The organism is Prevotella sp. AGR2160, assembly GCF_000424185.1.
Lineage (GTDB): Bacteria > Bacteroidota > Bacteroidia > Bacteroidales > Bacteroidaceae > Prevotella.
The window spans coordinates 220,478-241,704 of sequence record NZ_AUJK01000003.1; the positions used below are offsets into that span (position 1 = coordinate 220,478).

General features: G+C 52.2%; 13 protein-coding genes and 1 tRNA gene. 7 read left to right on the forward strand and 7 right to left on the reverse strand.

The features are described 5' to 3' along the window. Positions 1 to 105: 105 nt before the first annotated feature. Positions 106 to 2,988, reverse strand: a complete 2,883-nt coding sequence (locus G604_RS0103770) for a two-component regulator propeller domain-containing protein (RefSeq protein ID WP_028909398.1) — start codon at positions 2,986 to 2,988, stop codon at positions 106 to 108. A gap of 281 nt (positions 2,989 to 3,269) precedes the next feature. Between G604_RS0103770 and G604_RS0103780 the strand changes: the two genes are divergently transcribed. The 6 genes from G604_RS0103780 to xylE all read left to right on the forward strand — a co-directional run bounded on the left by G604_RS0103780 (position 3,270) and on the right by xylE (position 13,314). Beyond that, positions 3,270 to 4,409, forward strand: coding sequence for an arabinogalactan endo-beta-1,4-galactanase (locus tag G604_RS0103780; RefSeq protein WP_036904522.1), 1,140 nt, complete (start codon positions 3,270 to 3,272; stop codon positions 4,407 to 4,409). Positions 4,410 to 4,546: 137 nt separating this feature from the next. Continuing rightward, entirely contained in the window at positions 4,547 to 7,009 is a 2,463-nt protein-coding gene (locus tag G604_RS0103785; RefSeq protein ID WP_028909401.1) for a glycoside hydrolase family 2 TIM barrel-domain containing protein, read from the forward strand. Between the two features lie 175 nt (positions 7,010 to 7,184). After that, the gene (gene pnp / locus G604_RS13410) at positions 7,185 to 9,395 is read left to right on the forward strand and encodes a polyribonucleotide nucleotidyltransferase (RefSeq protein WP_081657637.1); all 2,211 of its coding nucleotides are present in this window, start codon (positions 7,185 to 7,187) and stop codon (positions 9,393 to 9,395) included. A gap of 144 nt (positions 9,396 to 9,539) precedes the next feature. Next, positions 9,540 to 10,169: a DUF4840 domain-containing protein gene (locus G604_RS0103795; RefSeq protein ID WP_081657638.1), complete on the forward strand. Its 630-nt coding sequence runs from the start codon at positions 9,540 to 9,542 to the stop codon at positions 10,167 to 10,169. A gap of 116 nt (positions 10,170 to 10,285) precedes the next feature. Then, entirely contained in the window at positions 10,286 to 11,779 is a 1,494-nt protein-coding gene (locus G604_RS0103800; protein WP_028909403.1) for a xylulokinase, read from the forward strand. A 44-nt stretch (positions 11,780 to 11,823) separates the two neighbouring features. Continuing rightward, complete coding sequence (xylE, locus tag G604_RS0103805; RefSeq protein ID WP_255347073.1) at positions 11,824 to 13,314, forward strand: D-xylose transporter XylE; 1,491 nt, start codon at positions 11,824 to 11,826, stop codon at positions 13,312 to 13,314. A gap of 125 nt (positions 13,315 to 13,439) precedes the next feature. Here the strand turns inward: xylE and G604_RS0103810 are convergent, their stop codons facing one another. From G604_RS0103810 to G604_RS0103830, 5 genes are read right to left on the reverse strand one after another with little or no spacing between them, the layout of a single operon-like run. Beyond that, complete coding sequence (locus G604_RS0103810; RefSeq protein WP_155941845.1) at positions 13,440 to 15,674, reverse strand: AAA family ATPase; 2,235 nt, start codon at positions 15,672 to 15,674, stop codon at positions 13,440 to 13,442. Between the two features lie 60 nt (positions 15,675 to 15,734). Next, entirely contained in the window at positions 15,735 to 16,037 is a 303-nt protein-coding gene (locus tag G604_RS0103815; RefSeq protein ID WP_028909406.1) for an ATP-dependent Clp protease adaptor ClpS, read from the reverse strand. A 48-nt stretch (positions 16,038 to 16,085) separates the two neighbouring features. Beyond that, positions 16,086 to 16,943: a CPBP family intramembrane glutamic endopeptidase gene (locus G604_RS0103820; RefSeq protein WP_028909407.1), complete on the reverse strand. Its 858-nt coding sequence runs from the start codon at positions 16,941 to 16,943 to the stop codon at positions 16,086 to 16,088. Between the two features lie 37 nt (positions 16,944 to 16,980). Further along, positions 16,981 to 17,925, reverse strand: coding sequence for a bifunctional riboflavin kinase/FAD synthetase (locus G604_RS0103825; protein WP_028909408.1), 945 nt, complete (start codon positions 17,923 to 17,925; stop codon positions 16,981 to 16,983). A gap of 24 nt (positions 17,926 to 17,949) precedes the next feature. Beyond that, the gene (locus G604_RS0103830) at positions 17,950 to 20,544 is read right to left on the reverse strand and encodes a calcium-translocating P-type ATPase, PMCA-type (RefSeq protein WP_028909409.1); all 2,595 of its coding nucleotides are present in this window, start codon (positions 20,542 to 20,544) and stop codon (positions 17,950 to 17,952) included. A 182-nt stretch (positions 20,545 to 20,726) separates the two neighbouring features. Between G604_RS0103830 and G604_RS0103835 the strand changes: the two genes are divergently transcribed. Further along, positions 20,727 to 20,800, forward strand: a tRNA-Ile gene (locus G604_RS0103835). 132 nt (positions 20,801 to 20,932) lie between these two features. On the opposite strand, the gene G604_RS0103840 is transcribed toward G604_RS0103835, so the two are convergent. Then, on the reverse strand, positions 20,933 to 21,227 hold a 295-nt coding region (locus G604_RS0103840), incomplete at its 5' end, for an IS66 family transposase (protein ID WP_028909410.1).

Consider the following 21,227-nt stretch of genomic DNA (forward strand, 5'->3'; position numbering starts at 1 on the left):
TACAAATATTTGCTTTTTAATATTGCAAAAGTACTGCAAAAGAAAGAAAAAACCAAATTATTTCCTGATTTTTTCTCTCTTTACTTCTTTGCTTTTTTTACTTCATTACTTTTTTACTTCTTTACTTTTACAATATTCCGACGGCGTCATACCGAAGGCCTTCTGGAAACAACGGGAGAAATAACCGCTGTTGGAGAACCCGACAAGATACATCGTCTCCGTGATTGTATATTTCCCTTGCCGCAAGAGCTCAGCAGCACGCTGCATGCGCATGTCACGGATATACTCCACGGGGGTCTTCCCCGTGAGCTGCTTCAACTTCCGGTAGAGTTGCTTACTGCCATAACCGATTTCCTCCGACAAACTGGTCACATTGAACTCGCTGTCCTCCATATGCGCCTGCACCGTCTTATGAACCTCCTCCAGCAGACGCTGCTCGAAAGGTGTCGGAGCAGGGACTCCTACAGAATTCTCCGAAACAGATTTCATCGGGATGACTGGCATGGTGCCTTCCCCCTCATCAAGCTTGTCATGGATAAGGGCGGCAAGAGCCGGGAGGTCATTGGCTTTTAAACGGTCCTTCATCTCTGCCGATACACGGGCATAATAACTTTTGCGCTGGTGAATTTCATCAAGCGTCTTACGACGCTCCTCCTGTTCCTGACGAAGTCGACGGCGTGTCCGCATATAGACAAGGATACTTCCGACGAAACCAACAACGAAAAGGGTATAAAAGAGGTCAGCCCACCAAGACAGATACCATGGCGGAAGGATATGGACTTTTAACTGATAGACCACAGCACCACGGTTGCCCTGACCATCCACGGAACAGACCGTCAACGTGTAATGCCCCGGTGCCAGACCGGAATAGGACAGACGACCATCAAGGGGCATATTTTTCCAGTCCTTATCAAAGTTCGCGAGCTGATAGATAAAAAGCGACGACGGACGGCCCTCATAAGGCAGATCGGAGAGTAGAAAGTCGAGGTCGTTCTCATCATAAGGCAGCGTCACTTCACGAAGATAGCGTACACTCGTCTTTCCGTCACCAGGCCACGAATGACCGTTGACGATGAGTCCGGAGAGAAGAAAAGGAGATGTCCAGCCGGGGGCCTCGATACGATGGGGATCGACGAGATAGAAACCATCATTACCAGCCAGACAAACACGATGCTGACGGGAATCAACATGGGCGGCAAGGATTTCAAAGTCAGGCAGCGCAAAGGTGCTGTTCCGGCCCTTACTGCCAAGGATACGGCCGATTCGTCCGGCGAAAGCCCAGATATGGCCATCGACTTCTACCATCGTGGAAACATGACCTGCTGTGGTCTTGTCATGGAAAGGATAGTCTTTGCCACTCTGATGGGGTCCGGGAAAACAAACGACGCCACCGGCATAACCAGCCCACAAGCGGTCCTTATGATCTACGAGGATATAACTATAGGTCTGTTGAGTCCCGAGATGGCTCACGGCAAATGTACGACTATTGATACAGTCAATGCCATGATCGAAGAGGGAGGCATAGACGTGTCCTCGTCGGTCCTGGGCGAGCTGACCGACATGAAGACCGGAAAGCCCTCGCGATGGTGTCATCCAGTAGTCGGCTGCTACAAAAATCTTCGATGAATTCATCACTTTCTGTTTGTCGACGATGGCGATACCTCCAAGATATGAAGCCACCCACAGTCGATGCTGATGATCGAGAATAATATCATACGCCCATGTTGTCGATAGTGACGGCTGACGGGGATTGGTGAGAATAATATTCTTAAAAGTACGAGTCTGACGATTGTAGAGATCAATGCCATGATCGGTACAGACCCATAGGTCACCATCACGATCTTCATAGATCTTCCGTACGCGATTGTGGGAGAGATAACGAACAGGATCATTCTGACGATACCAAGTAACATCGATGAAATGGCCCTTTTCCGCATGATAACGGATCAATCCATCTGTTCCGCCGAGCCAAGAATCTCCATAACTGTCGACAAAGGTGTCGTGAATACAGTTGCCCTCACCATTTCCCGTAACGGCACTCAACGGTATCCATTTGTAAGTATTTTGCTGCGGTATCAGCGAGAGACCGCGATCGGTGCCTAGCCACACATTACCGTCACGGTCGGTAAAAGAAGCCCAGACGATATTATTCAACAATGAACTTGTCTGACGAGAATCATGACTGTAGCGTATCAGTGGACGCTCATGGGCTTGAACATAGAGACCATTGTCCGTTCCGACGAAAAGGGTTCCACCATTCTCCGTCATCGTCTTGATAGAGTTACCCTCAAGACCCGGTAGCGTCTGCTGAACGCCACTGCCCTTATAGAGAAGCATTCCCTCACAACCAAACCATACGCCCCGACGAAGGGGATCGATGAGTAGACTGTTCACCAGTCGGTTCCCGACGTCCATCGACAGGACACGACCACTTTTACGCAAAAGGAAGGCTCCCTTTGTCGTTCCCACAAAAACGCCGTCCTTCGTCTGCGCAAGGGCATATACCGATCCTACATTACCCGCTACCATCGTCAGCGAGGAAGAAGAAAGAGACAGCCGATATACACCATCCGTCGTACCAAGAAGCAACGACCGACCTTCCGGAAGAATAGCCCTCACGTCCGTCAACGCCTTCGCCTCCAACGGTTCATAACAGGCTTTACGGATATTATAGAGAAGGATTCCACGGGCCGTTCCAACAAAGATGCTGTCACCTTGGACATACAGGCTATGTACCCAACTATTCTGATCCTTGTCACCAAGAGTATAGTGGCTGATCATGTGATAGCCGTCAAAGCTGAACAGGCCCTGATCGGTTCCTAGCCACATCATGCCATCATGATCCTGAGCGATGGCCTGAACGGAAGAGGCGCCTGGGATAGACATATTCGTGAAATGGAGTTCCTGACCACTTACCCATGTAGGCAGTAGGAACACGAAGACTATCGAGAGGAAAAAACTGATCCTGATCTTTTTCTTTTCTTTCATCACTGCAAAGATACGTCTTTTTCTACAAAACAAGCCCCTATTATGTCTATTTTTTAGCCTTCTTTGTCCGTTTTCTAACCTGAAGATTGAATTTATACCCGTATCTTTGCAACCACAAAACACAAACAGAGAAGTATTTACTCTCATAGACGAAAATGGTTAACAGTGCCGGCGCGACAGAGCGCCGGCCTTTTCGCTCCTTTTCTTCGATAAGCTTTATAAAAAACAACACAAGCACTATTACTTTAGGATATTACTGCAAATATAAACAATAGATCAAGATGAATAAGTTGAAAACAATGATGGTGGCACTCTGCTGTGCCCTCGCTATCTCCGCCTGCGGTAGTAGTGATGATACTACCTCTTCTAATAATGGCGGCAACAATAACAACAACTCCGGTACCACAACACCGTCGGAACAGCCTTCGACGAACACCACCACCTTTGTCAAAGGCGCTGATGTCAGTTGGGTCACGGAGATGCTCGCCGACGGAAAGACCTTTAACAACGGAAAGGTCAAGGATCTCGACGGTTTCATGAGCTATATGAAATCTCTCGGCGTCAACAGTATCCGTCTGCGCGTATGGGTGGACCCAAAGAACGAGGGAACTTCCTACTGTGATGTCGCTGACGTCACGAAGAAAGCCGTGGCGGCACGGAAAGCCGGTATGAAACTCATGATCGACTTCCATTACTCCGACACATGGGCTGATCCCGGCAACCAGAAGGTCCCCAAGGCTTGGAGCAGCTACACCTTCGCACAGATGAAACAGGCCGTCAGTGACCATACCCAATCGGTCCTCAGCGCACTGAAGAGCGCCGGTGTCGACTCCGTGGAATGGGTACAGGTAGGCAACGAGACAAGTGATGGCATGCTCTGGAATGACAATGACATCTCCGTAACGGGAAAATGCTCAAAGAATCCGTCCAATTTCGCCGCATATATCACTGCCGGCTACAATGCCGCCAAGCGTGTTTATCCCAAGACAAAAGTGGTCGTCCACCTCGCCGAGGGACAGAATTCTTTCCTCTACACCCGGCTCTTCGGTCTGCTGAAGAAATACAACGCCTCCTACGATATCATCGGCATGTCACTCTATCCCGAGGACAGCAACTGGTCGTCTTATATCACCGATTGCATCGCGAATATCAAATCGCTGAAGTCCACCTTCGGTAAGGACGTGATCATCTCTGAAATCGGCATGACATGGAACAGCAGTCAGGCTGACAGCTTCATCAAGACGATCCTCGCCAACGCTAAGACTACGGACGGCTGCGAGGGCGTCTTCTACTGGGAGCCCGAGGTCTACGGTGGCTGGAAACCGGCAGATTATACCGCCAAGGGGTGGAACGCCTACGGCAAGGGCGCTTTCGACACCACTGGTTCCGCCACCACCGCCTTCCAGGAGTTCAATAAGTAGAGAGGGGCCCTCCCGACCCTCCTCGAAAGAAAGGGCTACGAATTTGCTCCCCATAAATGGCGCGTCCGTCATGTGCTTGCGCTTTGCAAGCGCAAGGTAGCGCAGATGTGCCAACTTGCAAACCAGTCAACCAACATATGTCTTTCAATCACAAACTACTATTCACGATAGCCTCAGCCCTCTGCCTCCCCCTCGGGATGGCAGAGGCGGCACAGGCGCAGGTCCGTCAGGAGATCACGCTCCAGGACGGCTGGCAGTTCTCCCGCGACAGTATCCACTGGCAAACGGTCTCCGTTCCCCACGACTGGGCCATCGCCGGTCCCTTCGATAAGAAGTGGGACTTACAATATGTCGCCATCACTCAGAACGGTGAAACGGAGAAAAGCGAGAAATCTGGTCGGTCTGGAGCCCTGCCGTGGATCGGCAAAGGCTACTATGTCCGTTCATTCTCAGTTCCATCGCGTTATCAGCATGCCGTGCTCCATTTCGACGGCGCCATGAGTGAACCCACGGTCTATGTCAACGGCCACCGCGCAGCCTACTGGGCTTACGGCTACAATGCCTTCCGTGTGGATGTCACGCCTTATATCCATCACGACGGCCGTCCGAACACCCTCTCCGTCAGTCTCAGCAATGAGGAAGAGAGCAGCCGCTGGTATCCCGGTGGTGGTATCTATCGTCCCGTAACCCTCATCCTCACGGGGAAAACACGCCTAGACAGATGGAAAACCTTCTATCAGGCCACAAGCGTACAAGGCGACGAGGCTCTACTCCGCCTGCAGACAGCCATAGACGGTAAGGGAAAGGGGCTCGCTCTGGCTTTGACGCTCCTTGATGCCAACGGTCACTCCGTGGCCACGAAGCGTATCGACATCTCCGATGGAATGGCTGATTTTTCATTCTCCGTAAAAAATCCGAAACTCTGGAGTCCGGAGACACCTTATTTATATAGTGCACGGTTGCAGCTCTATCAGGGAAAGAAACTCATTGATGAGCGACAGGATAAGATCGGCATCCGCACGATCTCCTTCAGCAAAGAGCACGGTTTCATGCTCAACGGCAAGAGCCGCAAGTTCCAGGGAGTCTGCCTGCACCATGATCTCGGTCCTCTCGGTGCCGCCGTCAACAAGGCCGCACTCATCCGTCAGGTGGAGATCCTCAAGGATATGGGCTGCGATGCCATCCGCACCTCTCATAATATGCCGTCGACAATGCAGATGGAAGTCTACGATTCACTCGGTATGATGGTCATGGCCGAGAGCTTCGATATGTGGAAATATCCGAAATGTAAGAACGGCTACGCCCGCTTCTTCGACCGTTGGGCCGACAAGGATATCACGAACCTTGTATTGAATCACCGCAACCACCCGTCGCTCGTGATGTACTCCATCGGTAACGAAATTCCCGAACAGTGGAGCGAAGAAGGTCGGCAGATCGCCGAACATCTTCAGGACCTATGCCATCAGCTCGATCCCACACGTCCCGTCACACAGGGAATGGACCGTGCGGAAGACGCGCTGAAGAGTGGTTTTGCGCAGACGATGGACATCCCGGGCTTCAACTACCGTGTACAGAAATACGACACGAATATCCAACAGCTGCCGAAGGGCTTCCTGCTCGGCTCGGAGACGGCATCTACCGTCAGCAGCCGCGGTGTCTATAAATTCCCCGTGACGATCTCCGATCATAACACCTATCCTGACGGACAGTGTTCAAGCTACGACACGGAATACTGTTCCTGGAGCAACCTCCCCGATGCCGACTTCCTCATGCAAGACGACCGCACCTATACCATCGGACAGTTCGTATGGACGGGCTTCGACTACCTGGGCGAGCCGACTCCTTACGACAACTACTGGCCAAGCCGCAGCAGCTATTTCGGGATCTGTGACCTCGCCGGTCTGCCGAAAGACCGCTATTATCTCTATCGGTCTGTATGGAACAAGCACAGTCACACGCTCCACGTACTGCCCCACTGGACATGGCCGGGACGGGAAGGACAGGTGACACCTATCTTTGTCTATACCGACTATCCCAGTGCCGAACTCTTCATCAACGGTAAGAGTCAGGGACGGCACAGCAAGAAAGCCTACACGGTCGCCGCTGCCGACGCAAATACCGAGAAGCCGTTGCTCGAGACAAAAGGACTGCTGGAGCGCTACCGGTTGATGTGGGACAGTGTCCGCTATGAGCCGGGAGTCGTCAAGGTCGTTGCCTACGATGAGAAGGGAAATATCGCCGATTCCACCGTAGTCAAGACCGCAGGACCTGCGGCAAAGCTCATGCTGCAGAGTGACCGTACAAGTCTCCACCGTGACAAGAATGATCTCGCTTACATCACTGTATCTCTGACCGACAAGGATGGCACGCTCTGCCCCGATGCCGACGATGAGATCACCGTCAATGTCACGGGCAACGGTGGCTTCGAGGCTATCTGCAACGGTGACGCCACAAGTCTGGAGTCCTTCAAGTCCCCGCACATGAAACTCTTCCACGGCCAGCTCGTCATCACCGTCCATGCCGGCACCGCCACAGGTCCCGTCACCGTCACCGTGAAAGGCCACGGCTTGCAGAACAGCATCTCCATACCCGTAGAGTAGGGCCTCTTGTGTTTTGCAAGCGCAAGTCCCCTCCCTTAAGGTTTTTCAAAAAAAAGATGGCAAAAATCTTTGTCATCTTTTTTATTTTCCGTAACTTTGTAGCCGTTTATGTTTGTCGGGGAAAAGCCCGGGCAAATCTGATGTTTAGTCAAAACAATAAAGTTTTAATTTTTTCATGAACGTAATTACGAAAAGTGTTCAGTTGCCTGATGGAAGAACCATCACAATTGAAACCGGAAAAGTTGCGAAACAGGCTGATGGTGCTGCGGTTCTCCGCATGGGCAACACAGTACTCTTGGCAACCGTTTGCGCAGCAAAGGAAGCAGTTCCGGGTACCGATTTTATGCCTTTGCAAGTAGACTACCGTGAGCAGTACAGTGCTGCCGGTCGTTTCCCCGGAGGCTTCACCAAGCGTGAAGGCAAAGCTAACGATGACGAAATCTTAACCTCTCGACTCGTGGACCGCGCCCTGCGTCCACTCTTCCCCGCTGATTATCACTGTGAAGTTTATGTACAGGTCATGCTGCTGTCCGCTGACGGCAAGGACCAGCCCGATGCCCTCGCCGGCTTCGCTGCCTCCGCTGCCATGGCTTGCTCCACCATACCTTTCGAGTGCACGATCTCCGAGTGCCGTGTAGCACGTATCAACGGTGAGTTCGTGATCAACCCGACCTTCGACCAGATGAAGGATGCCGACATGGACCTTATGGTCGGTGCCACGAAGGACAACATCATGATGGTCGAGGGTGAGATGGATGAGGTTCAGGAGAAAGACCTCATCGACGCCCTCAAGGCCGCTCATGCCGCTATCAAGCCAATGTGCGAGTTGCAGGATGAGATCGCCAAGGAGCTCGGCACGGACAAGAAGCGTGAGTATGACGATGAGATCAATGATGAGGACCTCCGTCAGCAGATCAAGGACGAGCTCTACAAGCCGGCATACGAGATCAACCACAAGGCACTGCCGAAGCAGGAGCGCAACGATGCCTTCGACAAGCTCCTCGCTGACTTCCTGGAGAAATACGATGCCGCTCATACCGACCTCTCTGAGGAAGACCTCGAAGAGAAGCATGCGGAGGCTACCCGTTACTATGCCGACGTGATGCGTGACGCCATGCGCCGCTGCATCCTCGACGAGAACCTTCGTATGGATGGCCGTAAGCCTACTGATATCCGTCCGATCTGGTGCGAGGTCAGTCCGCTGCCGATGCCCCACGGAAGTGCTATCTTCCAGCGTGGTGAGACGATGTCGCTCTCTACCTGTACCCTCGGTACGAAACTTGATGAGAAGATGGTTGATGATGTCCTTGTCAAGGGCTATCAGCGCTTCCTCCTCCACTATAACTTCCCGCCGTTCTGTACCGGTGAGGCTAAGGCCCAGCGTGGCGTTGGCCGCCGTGAGATCGGTCATGGTCACCTCGCCTGGCGTGCCCTCAAGGGTCAGATCCCTGAGGACTTCCCCTACACGATCCGCCTCGTCAGCCAGATCCTCGAGTCCAACGGCTCCTCTTCCATGGCTACGACTTGCGCTGGTACCCTCGCCCTGATGGACGCCGGTGTACCTATCAAGAAGCCCGTCAGCGGTATTGCCATGGGTTTGATCAAGAACCCCGGTGAAGACAAATACGCTGTCCTCTCCGATATCCTCGGTGATGAGGACCACCTCGGTGATATGGACTTCAAGACCACGGGTACCCGTGACGGTCTGACAGCCACACAGATGGATATCAAGTGTGATGGTCTGAGCTTTGAGATCCTTGAGAAGGCGCTCATGCAGGCTAAAGCCGGCCGTGAGCACATCCTCAACAAGATGATGGAGACCATCTCCGAACCCCGTAAGGAACTCAAGCCGCAGGTACCGCGTATCGAGGCCTTCGATATTCCTAAAGAGTTCATCGGCGCTGTCATCGGCCCGGGTGGAAAGATCATCCAGCAGATGCAGGAAGAGACCGGTGCCACGATCACCATCGACGAGGCTGACGGCAAGGGCCATGTACAGGTCAGTGCTCCTAACAAGGAGAGCATCGACGCCGCTCTGGCAAAGATCAAAGCTATCGTCGCCATTCCGGAGGTTGGTGAGGTCTATGAGGGTACGGTCCGCAGTATCATGCCTTACGGCTGCTTCGTAGAGATCCTGCCGGGTAAGGACGGACTCCTCCATATCTCTGAGATCGACTGGAAGCGCCTCAACACTGTTGAGGAAGCCGGCATCCACGAGGGTGACAAGATCAAGGTCAAACTCCTGGAGATCGATCCCAAGACCGGTAAGTATAAACTCTCTCACCGTGTTCTCCTCCCGAAGCCGGAAGGCTATGTGGAACGTGAGCGTCGTCCCCGCCGCGACCGTGGCGAGCGTCGTCCCCGTCGTGAGCAGAAAGAGGATTAATTAGAGAATTCTTCTATAGATGATAGAAGCCCCGCTTGGTCAGTGATGGCCGACGGGGCTTTTTTGTTACTTTAACATTGTATTGAAGCAAGGAATCGAAAATATTCCGTTATACAAACAGATTAAAAACAAACAGCAAATAAGATGAAAGCAAAGAAAATGATTTTGAGCCTCCTGGCTGTAGCAGCCATGGCGCTCACCCTGACCGCTTGTAATGATGATGACAATGACACGTGGGAGAAAGCCTCCAGCGCTCAGATTACCGCAAAGGCCACACAGATCCGCAGCTACCTCACCCCTTCCGGTAAGTTCTATTATAAGAGGTATACAGCCAACAAAATGGACTCTGTACAGAACCGCCTCGCGCTGACCATGCCTAATGACACGACGATCATGGTCTACAACATCCCCAACACCGTCTTCGCCTCTGCCATCGACTCTACGACGGCTGAAGGACTGAAACTCAAGCACGCCGTCATGAACGCCACGGAGAAGACCGTCAACCTGAATATCCGTCTGGCATACTTCACCTACTCAGGTGATAATTCCACCTACTGTTTCCTCACGCCGCGTGATGTGACGTTCACCATCCCCTACTCTTCTACAACGGCTTCCGACAAGATTACTTTCAGCTTCTGGCTGAACCAGTATCAGGCTGCATGGGACAGCAACAAAGTCCTCGTGCTGCAGGGCCTCCTTGCCGGATATACATTGAACAAAGGCTCCTTCCAGCAGTTCTCTAACCCCACCTACTGCTTCGTATATTGCAAATAAAACATTTGCTACGAATATACACAAAAATGAAACGGATACATCACCTTGTATCCGTTTTTTTTTGTAACTTTGCCTCCAATAAACTAAGAACGATCAACTAAAAACTAATAATGACAATGAACAAACGATTCTTACTCGGTTTCGACGTAGGCTCTTCCTCCGTGAAAGCCTCACTGACAGATATAGACAATGGTGACATCGTTGCCTCTGCCTTCTTCCCCGATCATGAAGCCCCCATCAAGGCCGTAAAGGCGGGATGGGCCGAACAAGACCCGCAGATGTGGTGGGATAATGCCAAACTGGCGTTGCAAAAGACAATGGCTGACGCCGGAGCTAAAGGAGAGGATATCGCCGCCATCGGTATCTCCTATCAAATGCACGGCCTCGTATGTGTCGACAAGAACCAACAGGTACTCCGTGACGCCATCATCTGGTGTGACTCCCGTGCCGTACCCTACGGCGAGCATGCCTTTGAGGATCTCGGTGCTGACCGCTGTCTGACACATCTCCTGAACTCCCCGGGAAACTTCACTGCCGCAAAACTGGCATGGGTGAAAGAGAATGAGCCGCAGCTCTTCGACCGCATTGATAAGATCATGCTCCCCGGCGACTACCTCGCCATGCGCCTCAGCGGACAGGTGAACACCACCATCGAAGGCCTCTCCGAAGGGATTATGTGGGATTTCCAAGAGAAGAAACCGGCAAAGTTCCTCCTCGACTACTTCGGCTTCCCCGAGGATATCCTGCCGGAGATCGTGCCGACCTTTGGCATCCAAGCAACCGTCAGCAAGGAGGCAGCCGCAGAACTCGGACTGAAAGAGGGTACGCCGATCAGCTACCGTGCCGGCGACCAACCGAACAATGCCGTATCCCTCAATGTCTTCAACCCCGGTGAGATCGCCTCTACAGCCGGTACATCGGGCGTTGTCTACGGTGTCCTCGGAGAGGTTAACTACGATCCGAAGAGTCGCGTGAACACATTCGCACACGCCAACTACACACCCGACCTGACGCGTCTCGGTGTCCTCCTCTGTATCAACGGCACCGGAATCCTCAACGCATGGATACATCGCAACGTGACACCTGATGTCGGTTACGCAGAGATGAACGACCTCGCTGCCACTGTCCCCGTAGGTGCCGACGGCGTGACCATCATCCCCTTCGGCAATGGCGCCGAGCGTGTATTGGAGAACGAGGAGACGGGTTGCAGCATTCATGGGCTGAACTTCAACAAGCATTCCCGTGCCCACCTCGTCCGTGCCGCCCAGGAGGGTATCGTCTTCTCCTTCTGCTATGGTATGGAAATCATGCGTGCCATGGGCATGGACATTCAAAAGATCCACGCCGGCAAGGCCAATATGTTCCTCTCTCCCCTCTTCCGGGAGGCACTGGCCACAACGAGCGGTGCCACCATCGAACTCTACCAGACCGACGGCAGCGCCGGTGCCGCCAAGGGCGCAGGAATCGGCGCAGGAATCTATAAGGACCATGACGAGGCCTTCGCAACCCTGAAGAAACTCTCCGTCATTGAGCCGAATGGCAAATTGACCGCAGACTATCAAACTGCTTATGAGCGCTGGAAGGAAGTGCTGCAGAAAGAAATGGCATAACCCTCTACAGGCCTCATCGACGGAATCATACAGAAATAACTAAACTGATCAGCAATACGAAAACTATGAACCAAAATCAATCAGGCAGCAAAGCCTATCTTACTGCCATCGTGATGGTGGCCGTCCTCGGCGGCCTCCTCTTCGGCTACGACACCGCCGTGATCTCCGGAGCGGAGAAAGGCCTGCAGGCCTTCTTCCTCGGTGCCCCCGACTTCCAATATAGTGATTTCATGCACGGCTTCACGTCGTCGTCAGCCCTCATCGGCTGCATCATCGGCTCTGCCCTCTCGGGGCTCTTCGCCTCACGTCTGGGCCGTAAGAAGAGTTTGATTTTCGCCGGTGTCTGCTTCTTCCTCTCCGCATGGGGAAGTATGGAACCGGAGACGTTCGGACTACTGCCTTATGGCAAACCGAGTTGGACACTTCTTGTCGTATTCAACCTCTACCGTGTCCTCGGGGGGATCGGCGTGGGCATGGCAAGTGCCATCTGTCCGATGTATATCGGTGAGATCGCTCCAACGAATATCCGTGGCATGCTCGTAAGCTTCAACCAGTTTGCGATCATCTTCGGTCAGTTGGTGGTATACTTCGTCAACTTCCTCATCCTCGGCGACCATACGAACCCGATCATCGAGTCCATCGGCAACGGATTCTCGAAACTCATGCCGGGAAGCGATCCTTGGACGATCACGACGGGCTGGCGCTATATGTTCGGCTCAGAGTGCGTACCGGCAGGCCTCTTCACCTTATTAATATGTTTCGTTCCGGAGACGCCACGTTACCTCGTGATGATCCACCAAGACGACAAAGCCCTGCAGGTCCTCACCCGCATCAACGGCATCGACATTGCGCGCAAGACGCTCGAAGATATCAAGAATACGATCACGACAAAGACGGAGAAACTCTTCTCCTATGGATTTATGTGTATCTTCGTGGGTATTATGCTGAGTGTTTTTCAACAGGCCATCGGCATCAATGCCGTGCTCTACTATGCCCCGCGAATCTTCTCTGACATGGGTATGAGCAACCCGATGGTACAGACGGTGATCATGGGCGTTGTCAACATCTCCTTCACTCTCGTGGCCGTCTTCACCGTAGAGAGACTCGGTCGTAAGCCGTTGCTCATCTGGGGCTCCATCGGTATGGCCATCGGTGCCTTCGGCGTAGCCCTGACCTTCGGCAACCCGGCCCTGAGTATGGTCACGATGCTCTCCATCATGATCTACTCCGCCTGTTTCATGTTCTCCTGGGGACCGATCTGCTGGGTGCTCATCGCGGAGATCTTCCCGAACACCATCCGTGGCGCTGCAGTAGCCATCGCTGTAGCATTCCAATGGATCTTCAACTTCATCGTCAGTTCCACCTTCGTGCCAATGTTCAATATGCACCTCACGGCGGGTGACAACTTCGGTCATTGGTTCACCTACGGCCTTTACGGCGTGATCTGTGTCCTCGCCGCCCTCTTCGTCTGGAAACTTGTTCCCGAGACGAAAGGCAAGACGCTGGAGGATATGACGAAGCTCTGGCGCAAATAACGCTGTTTTTCGTTGGGACCTGATTGATCATATCCCGCCCCACAACAAAAAAGAAGCGTAACAGAAAAACCTACCGATGTTCTTCTGTTACGCTTCTTTGCTTTTAACAACTCTGTTCTCTGCTGCTACCCATTATATTTCAGCACGATCTTTCCCTCTCCAACATCCGCGGTAACCCTACCGCCCTTCTGCAGTTTCCCATAGAGGATCTCGTGAGTCAGCAGCGGCTTGAGGCTGTGGTTAACCGTGCGTTCCATCTCACGGGCGCCATACTCTGGCGTGAAGCCTTTCTTCAACAGCCACGTATGGGCGGCAGGCGTCAGCGTCAGTTCCACATGACGGACAGAGAGCTGCTGACGGAGGATGCCGAGGAACTTGTCGAGAACCATCGTCGCCATCTGCTCATTCATATCGTGGAAGACCACCTGAGCCGTCAGACGGTTGAGGAACTCCGGCTTGAAGGTCTTCTTCACCTGTTTTAGCATGGCTTCGCCCCTGCTGACACGACTGTTGAAGCCTACACCAGCCTGGGAAGCATACTGTGCGCCGGCATTAGACGTCATGATAAGAACCACCTGACGAAAATCGGCTTTCTGACCGTGATTGTCCGTCAGCGAGGCATAATCCATCACCTGCAAAAGGATATTATAGATATCGCTGTGCGCTTTCTCTATCTCATCGAGCAGAAGGACACAGTTGGGATGCTTGCGGACGGCATCGGTGAGCAGACCGCCGTCGTCATAACCGACATATCCGGCAGGAGAGCCGATGAGTTTGGCAACCGTATGTTTCTCCGTATACTCACTCATATCAAAACGGATGAGTTCCACACCGAGTTCCTTAGCCAGCACTTTCGCTACCTCAGTCTTGCCGACACCGGTAGGACCGACGAAGAGCAGAGAGGCCAACGGCTTATCCTCTTCCGACAGGCCCGCCTTTGCCATCTCCACGGCCTCGACGACTTGCTGGACAGCCTCATCCTGACCGTAGATCTTCGTTTTCATACGCTCACGGAGCGTGCTGAGGCTCTTATTGCTCTCCTCACGCAGCACGCTGGCATCGATCTTGCAAACACGCTGCAGCATCTTCACGATAAGTGCTTTCGTAACCCATTGCACCGACCGGTTATTAGGATGAAGCTCGAGATAGGCACCGGCCTCATCGATAAGGTCGATGGCTTTGTCAGGGAGGAATCGGTCGGTAATAAACTTCGCGCTCGCACGGACGGCAAACTCGATGGCCTCGGGACGGTAACAGACATGATGGAAGTGCTCATACTGTTTCTGCAATCCTTTCAAAATCTGTATCGCCTCATCGACAGAGGGCTCCGGGATATCGATCTCCTGGAAACGGCGCACGAGGGCCTTCGAACGGGCAATGCGCTTGTTGTATTCCGCAAAGGTCGTAGCGCCAATAAACCGGATGTCTCCTTTCTCGAGATAAGGCTTGAGGATATTGGAAGCATCGGGACCACCGTCACTTCCAGCTCCGGCACCAACGATATTATGAATCTCATCGAGATAGACGATGTCATTACCTTCCTTCGTGACACCATCCATCACCATCTTGATACGTTTCTCAAAGTCACCACGGAACTGCGTACCGGCAAGCATCTGACCCATATCCATCTGATAGATCTTACTGCCTTTCAAACGCTCCGGGACCTTTCCGTCGTTGATGAGTTTGGCGAGACCATAAACGAGGGCCGTCTTACCGACACCAGCCTCGCCGACATGGAGTGGGTTATTCTTGTCTTTGCGACAGAGTACCTGGATCGTATGGTCCAACTCCTGTTCCCGTCCGATCAGGGGATTATGCTGGTCGACAATATCAGAGATACACGTGACGAACTTCCGCCACCGCTTATCCTTCTTGCCGGTAGTCTGTTCCACCTCTTCCTCGTCGTCATCAGGATACTCGTCACCAAAAGGAAGGTCAACGACTTCCTCGTCGTCATCATCATCTTCTTCACCCGATGCATAGAAATCGATCAGTAAGGATATAAAATCACTACGATCACCATTAGTAGCCACATTCAACAGATAGGCAGCCTCCGAATCGGGAAGGTCAAACATCGCATTGACGAAATGAGGGACGTCGAGTTGTTCTTCCTCTGAAGCCACAAGACTCATACATGCCTGATGGACAACCTCACAATACTGATAGGATGGCGTAATATTATAGTCCACACCCTCCGGCATCCGTGGCTGCTCCTGCAGCCAGTTGGTGAGTTCATTGAGCATATCGTCGGGATTACCGCCCTCGAGCATGATCGGGCCCTGAAACTCAGCCTGTTTGATAAAGCCGAAGAGAAGATGCTCAGGCATGAGATACTCATGACGATAACGCTTACAGAGCATCAACGAATCATCCTTGGCCTTATCCAAAGCCTCTGAACTTGAATTATCTTTCTGTGCCATTTATTCCGGAGTATAAGTTATACGTAAGGGGAAGCCCTCGTTACGGGCCTCCTTGGTGGCTGCCTCCACCTTCGTGCGGGCAATATCATAACTATAGACGCCCACAATGGAAGAGCCACTCTTATGGACGGTGAGCATCAGCGTCTGTGCCTCCTCTTCCGTCTTATGGAAGACAGTCACGAGGATATGCACGACGAAGTCCATCGTCGTGAAGTCATCATTATAGATCGTTACTTTATATTTGCGGGGCTCACGGAACCGTGTCCGTTCCTTCGCACTATACCAACATTGTTCTTGTGCCATTGTTTTTAGTTTATTTTGTAGGGACATAATTTATTATGTTCCGCATGTTTAGGATCGTTTTAATCCTCTATAGAGCTGATACAGACTCGGCAGGAAGATGCACAAACTGAAGATGACAGCGGCTCCCAGCGTGCGTGTGCTACCGTTGAAGAGGTCGATGAGTTCTCCGTCTCTTGCCGCCGGCAAGAGGTTAAAGATTACATAACTCGTTGTATTCGTGATGAAATGAACGATCAGGCCGGGAATCAGCGAGCGTGTGCGCCAGTACATCCATCCGAGTAGCAGACCAATGATAAAGGCATTGATGCCCTGTGCGAGATTGCCATGCACGGCGGCGAAGATCAAGGCGGATACAGCAATGGCAATCCAGTGCTTCTTCCCGTCCCAAATCTCCAGCAACTTCTGTAGTATAGCACCACGGAACACAACCTCTTCGGCAATGGGGCCGACGACACCGACGGCGATATAGCCCCACGGCTCCTTCATCAGTCCGGCAAAGAGTTTCTCATAGTCAGCAGGCATATCAAAGGGCCGAGAGCCGAACCAACCCTGACAGAGCGTGTTCAGTCCTTCATCGAAAGTCTCCAGAGGCAGAAGGACACCGAGCGTACAAAAAACAGTCCATACAAGCGCCACCCACGGCTTACGCTGCATGAACGTCTTGTCAATCACTGTCCAATGGGCACGGATAAAGATCAGTGCCGTGAGGATACTGCTCAGAGCCGTAGAGATGGCGATGACTTTCGGTTGTCCGACGCACGCCTCGAAGGCGACGGCAAAAGGTCCCGATGCCTCAGTAAGGGCCGTCACGGCTGCCGTCGCCTCTATCAGTACCGCCTGAAGCACGGCAAAAATGATGATAAAGAGCACGAGCTCCAAAACCAGTTTTATATATGGATTCTTCATCTTCCTACGTTTAATTTTTCACTTGATTACTTTTACCCTATTCTTCCGCGTCCTGCTCAAACAGCCGCTCGATAGTCTCCTGATCTTCCTTCAACTGGGCGGCCAGTTCCTCGGGTGTATTGAACTTCTTCTCCGTACGGACACGATGGATAAAACTCACGAGGATCACCTTACCATAGATATTCTCCTCGAAATTGAAGAGGTTGACCTCCAACGACTCCTTCGTGCCGTCAAAGGTGGGCCGCGTGCCGATATTCATCATACCCCGCCACAGCGTCAGCGTCTTCTCCACACGGACCTTCACGGCATAAACGCCAGGACCGGGAACGAGCTTTCCCCACGTACTGGGATCGAGATTGGCAGTAGGGAAACCGAGTTTACGTCCTTCATGATAACCGGCCACGACCTTTCCCACAAGCGTATAAGGATAACCAAGGCACTGATGGGCCAGTTTCACCTCTCCCTCCTGGAGAAGGCTGCGGACGACACTCGAGGACACATGGATACCATTGAGGGAGAAGGCCTTCGCCTGCACCACCTCAATGCCCAACTCCTTTCCATAGCGGACATAATCCTCAAAACCTTCCTCTCGGTGCCGGCCGAAACGGTTGTCATAGCCGATGATGAGTTTACGGACTTGCAGACGGTCATGAAGTACGACCTTCATGAAGTCATGGGCGGAGAGATTGGCCATCTCCTGATCGAAATGCAGAACGGCTGTAGCATCAATGCCTGTCTTTGCCAGCAACGACAGTTTCTCATCGAGCGTGGTGAGCATCTGCGGCTGATAATACTGTTGCAGCACTTTCCGCGGATGGGCATCGAAGGTGATCACCATTGACTGTAGCCCCTTTTCCCTAGCGGCATCCGTCACCTGACGGATGAGATACTGATGACCGCGATGGACACCATCGAAGAAGCCGATCGTCGCCACACACGGCGCTACCGCCTGCATCTCTTTCTGAATATGTATAATCTTCATCTATCTTTTTTACTTTTTACTTCTTTACCTTTCCTTCAAGCGCAAGATGCCTCTGTAAATCTCGCCAACCCACAGCACCACGGAGCTACTGCCAATGATGATGCCCCACTCTTCCGCGCTCAACGGCACCGTACGGAACATACGGCCACCGAAGGTGACAATGAGCCATTGTCCAGCGAGGATGAACAGCAGCACAAGAAGCATGCCCTTGTCGGCATATAAGCGGTGGAAGGCGCTATGGTGACTGCCAAGGCACTTGGCATTGAAGAGATTCCAGAACTGCAACATGACGAAGGTCGTAAAGAACCATGTCAACTCATGTACGCTGATCGTCTTGCCGTCTTGCTCGCACCAGAGAAGGAAGATGAACATGATGATAAAGAAAACGAAGCCACAGAAGAAGATGGCACCGGCCATCGACTTCGAGATGATGAAATCGGTCTGCTTGCGCGGCTTCTCCTTCATCACTTCCCGCGACGGCGGCAACGAGGCAAGGGCCATGGCGGCAAAGGTATCCATAATGAGGTTCACCCAGAGGATCTGCGTCACCGTCAGCGGCATCTCCGTACCCACGAAGGAACCGGCAAGGACAAGGAGCAACGCCGTGAGGTTGACGACGAGCTGGAAGAAGAGGAACCGCTGGATATTCTTATACAAGGAACGGCCCCACATCACGGCTTGCGCGATACTGCGGAAGCTGTCATCGAGAAGCGTCATGTCACTGGCCTCCTTGGCAACAGAGGTACCGGAGCCCAGCGACAGACCAACATGGGCATAATGGAGTGCCGGAGCATCATTGGTACCATCACCCGTAACGGCAACCACTTCGCCATGCTTCTGCAACATGGCTACGAGGCGCTGTTTGTCAGTAGGACGAGCACGTGACATCACGCGGATCTCCGGGGCTCGCTCATAAGCCTTCTCGTCGCTGAGTGCAGCCCATTCGGGACCGGTGATTGTCTCACGGTCAGCAAGTTCCTTGTCAGTATCGATGATATGGATCTGGCGGCCAATTTCCATTGCTGTAGCGGTAGTGTCGCCCGTAACAATTTTCACCGTTAGCCCGGCATTAAGACACTGTTGCACGGCAGCTGGTACATCGGGACGGACAGGGTCTCTGATGGCCGTAATGGCCTGCAGACGCATAGGTTCCTCGCCGACTTTCACGGCAAAGGCGAGGGTACGCTGAGCCTGTGCCTGCCAGCGATTGAGCTGGGCCAAGACCCGTTCTTTCTCATCGGCATCAATATCACATTTCTCAAGGATGATCTCCGGAGCTCCTTTTATAAAAGTATAAGTTTGCCCATCCATCGTGGCAGTCGTCTCCATATATTTCCGCTCCGTGGAGAAGGGAATCTGATTGACAATCTTCTCCACCGTGCGGAGTTCCCGATAGTCATAACCATTATCTTTCAACCAGAGAAGCAGAGCCACCTCCGTGGGATTACCGATGCCCTTGTCGCCATCAAGTTCCGCCGTAGTATTCAGGGCAATAGCCTCAGCCAGAAGGATCTTGTCGGCTTCCTCATTGCCGGGGAACTGCATGTCGGCCACCTGCATCTTATTCTGTGTCAGCGTGCCCGTCTTATCCGTACAGATCACGGTCACAGCACCCATCGTCTCACAAGCATGGAGCTTACGGACGAGGTTGTTCGACTTCAGCATCCGGCGCATATTCAGGGCAAGGGCAAGCGTGACAGCCATCGGAAGGCCTTCGGGCACAGCCATGACGATAAGCGTCACGGCCATCATGAAGTAGTTGAGGACAACCTGTACCATACCAAGATAGTTGTTGCTGGTCCACAATCCTTGATGATTGGAGATGATGTCATGCGCCAAGAAAATGACAAAGGCGGCAATGGAGACGCCGGCACCGATACGCGTAATCAGCGAAGCCAACTTTTCCAACTGGAGGTTCAGCGGTGTCTTCGTGTCTGTCTCTTCCGTGGATTTCCGGGCGACCTTCCCAATCTCCGTAGCATCACCGACCGCCGTGACGACAGCCTCGCCGCGACCGCTCATAACCATTGTGGAGCGGAGCACACGGTTGCAGGGATAAGCCCCGGCATCTTTAGCATCCTCTTTCTCGCCGTCTTTCAGCACGCGCTTCAGCGCCACAGGCTCTCCCGTGAGTTGACTCTCATTGAGATGCAGGTCGTTGGAATGAAAAAGAATGCCATCGGCAGGAACTTCATCACCCGTTTCCAACAGAATCACATCTCCCGTGACAATCTCCTTACGGACAATCTCCGTAACCTTTCCGTTACGACGGACTTTCACGGGCTGTTCCTCTCCCATGGCCGTGAGCACGGAAAACTTCTTCGCCGCGTCACGCTCAAAATAGAATCCTACCGTCGTGGCAAAGAAAATAGCCAGAAAAATACCAATCGTCTCCACAAAATCATTCTCCACAAAAGCCAGCACCAACGAGATGGCTGCGGCGACAAGGAGTATCTTGATGATGGGATCACGGTACTTATCCAAATACAACTTCCACAAGGAGACCTTATGGGGTGGTGTCAGCACATTCCATCCACAACTCTTGCGTTGCTGCTGGACTTCCGCATCGGAGAGTCCCTGTGGGTTGAAATGGTTTTCTTCAGTGTTCGCTATCTTCATTTTTTATTTGTCTTTTGGCCTATAGGCACGATATCGTTGCAAAGTTAAACAAAATATCTATATTATAGCCTTAATTTTTCAAGAATAATTTGGATATTTCCTTAAAAACGATTAACTTTGCACCCACGAAAGAAAGTCGGCATGCCGAAATCACTTCTACGGCAATAAAAGACTTCATCATTGGACTTGTAGCTCAGTTGGTTAGAGCAACAGACTCATAATCTGGAGGTCCTAGGTTCAAGCCCTAGCTGGTCCACAATGAAAATCAGCAACTTAAGACAATTCTTAGGTTGCTGATTTTCTTTTAGGGAAAACAGTGGGAAAACACATCTTCTGTAAGCGTATCCGCGATGCTAGCTGCCTAGCCAAAAAAAATATCGCTCAGCGGCTACTGGGCGATATGAGTTTGTTTCCACCTGTCGGGTAACAGTTCACGGTATTTTTCGTCAGGTGTCTTTGGCGGCAGTGCGGCTGCCTTGTTGATGATATCGGAGATATACTCAAAGAAGTTGATACCCTGTAATCTGCAGGAGCAGGCCAACGAGTACAACATAGCTGCCCGTTTGGCACCGGCATGTGAGCCGAAGAAGAGCGAGTTCCTTCGGGATAGTGATATGTATCTGTTGAGCCTCTCCACAAGATTGTTGTCCAGGTGATAATCTCCCCTCTTGAAGATATTCATC

Bases quoted from the DNA above. Each gene is read 5' to 3' on its own strand.
- G604_RS0103780 (WP_036904522.1), top strand. From the start codon at position 3,270: ATGAATAAGTTGAAAACAATGATGGTGGCACTCTGCTGTGCCCTCGCT.
- G604_RS0103770 (WP_028909398.1), bottom strand. From the start codon at position 2,988: ATGAAAGAAAAGAAAAAGATCAGGATCAGTTTTTTCCTCTCGATAGTC.
- G604_RS0103810 (WP_155941845.1), bottom strand. From the start codon at position 15,674: ATGCTCTGTAAGCGTTATCGTCATGAGTATCTCATGCCTGAGCATCTT.
- G604_RS0103795 (WP_081657638.1), top strand. From the start codon at position 9,540: ATGAAAGCAAAGAAAATGATTTTGAGCCTCCTGGCTGTAGCAGCCATG.
- G604_RS0103800 (WP_028909403.1), top strand. From the start codon at position 10,286: ATGAACAAACGATTCTTACTCGGTTTCGACGTAGGCTCTTCCTCCGTG.
- G604_RS0103820 (WP_028909407.1), bottom strand. From the start codon at position 16,943: ATGAAGAATCCATATATAAAACTGGTTTTGGAGCTCGTGCTCTTTATC.
- G604_RS0103830 (WP_028909409.1), bottom strand. From the start codon at position 20,544: ATGAAGATAGCGAACACTGAAGAAAACCATTTCAACCCACAGGGACTC.
- G604_RS0103785 (WP_028909401.1), top strand. From the start codon at position 4,547: ATGTCTTTCAATCACAAACTACTATTCACGATAGCCTCAGCCCTCTGC.
- G604_RS0103815 (WP_028909406.1), bottom strand. From the start codon at position 16,037: ATGGCACAAGAACAATGTTGGTATAGTGCGAAGGAACGGACACGGTTC.
- pnp (WP_081657637.1), top strand. From the start codon at position 7,185: ATGAACGTAATTACGAAAAGTGTTCAGTTGCCTGATGGAAGAACCATC.
- G604_RS0103825 (WP_028909408.1), bottom strand. From the start codon at position 17,925: ATGAAGATTATACATATTCAGAAAGAGATGCAGGCGGTAGCGCCGTGT.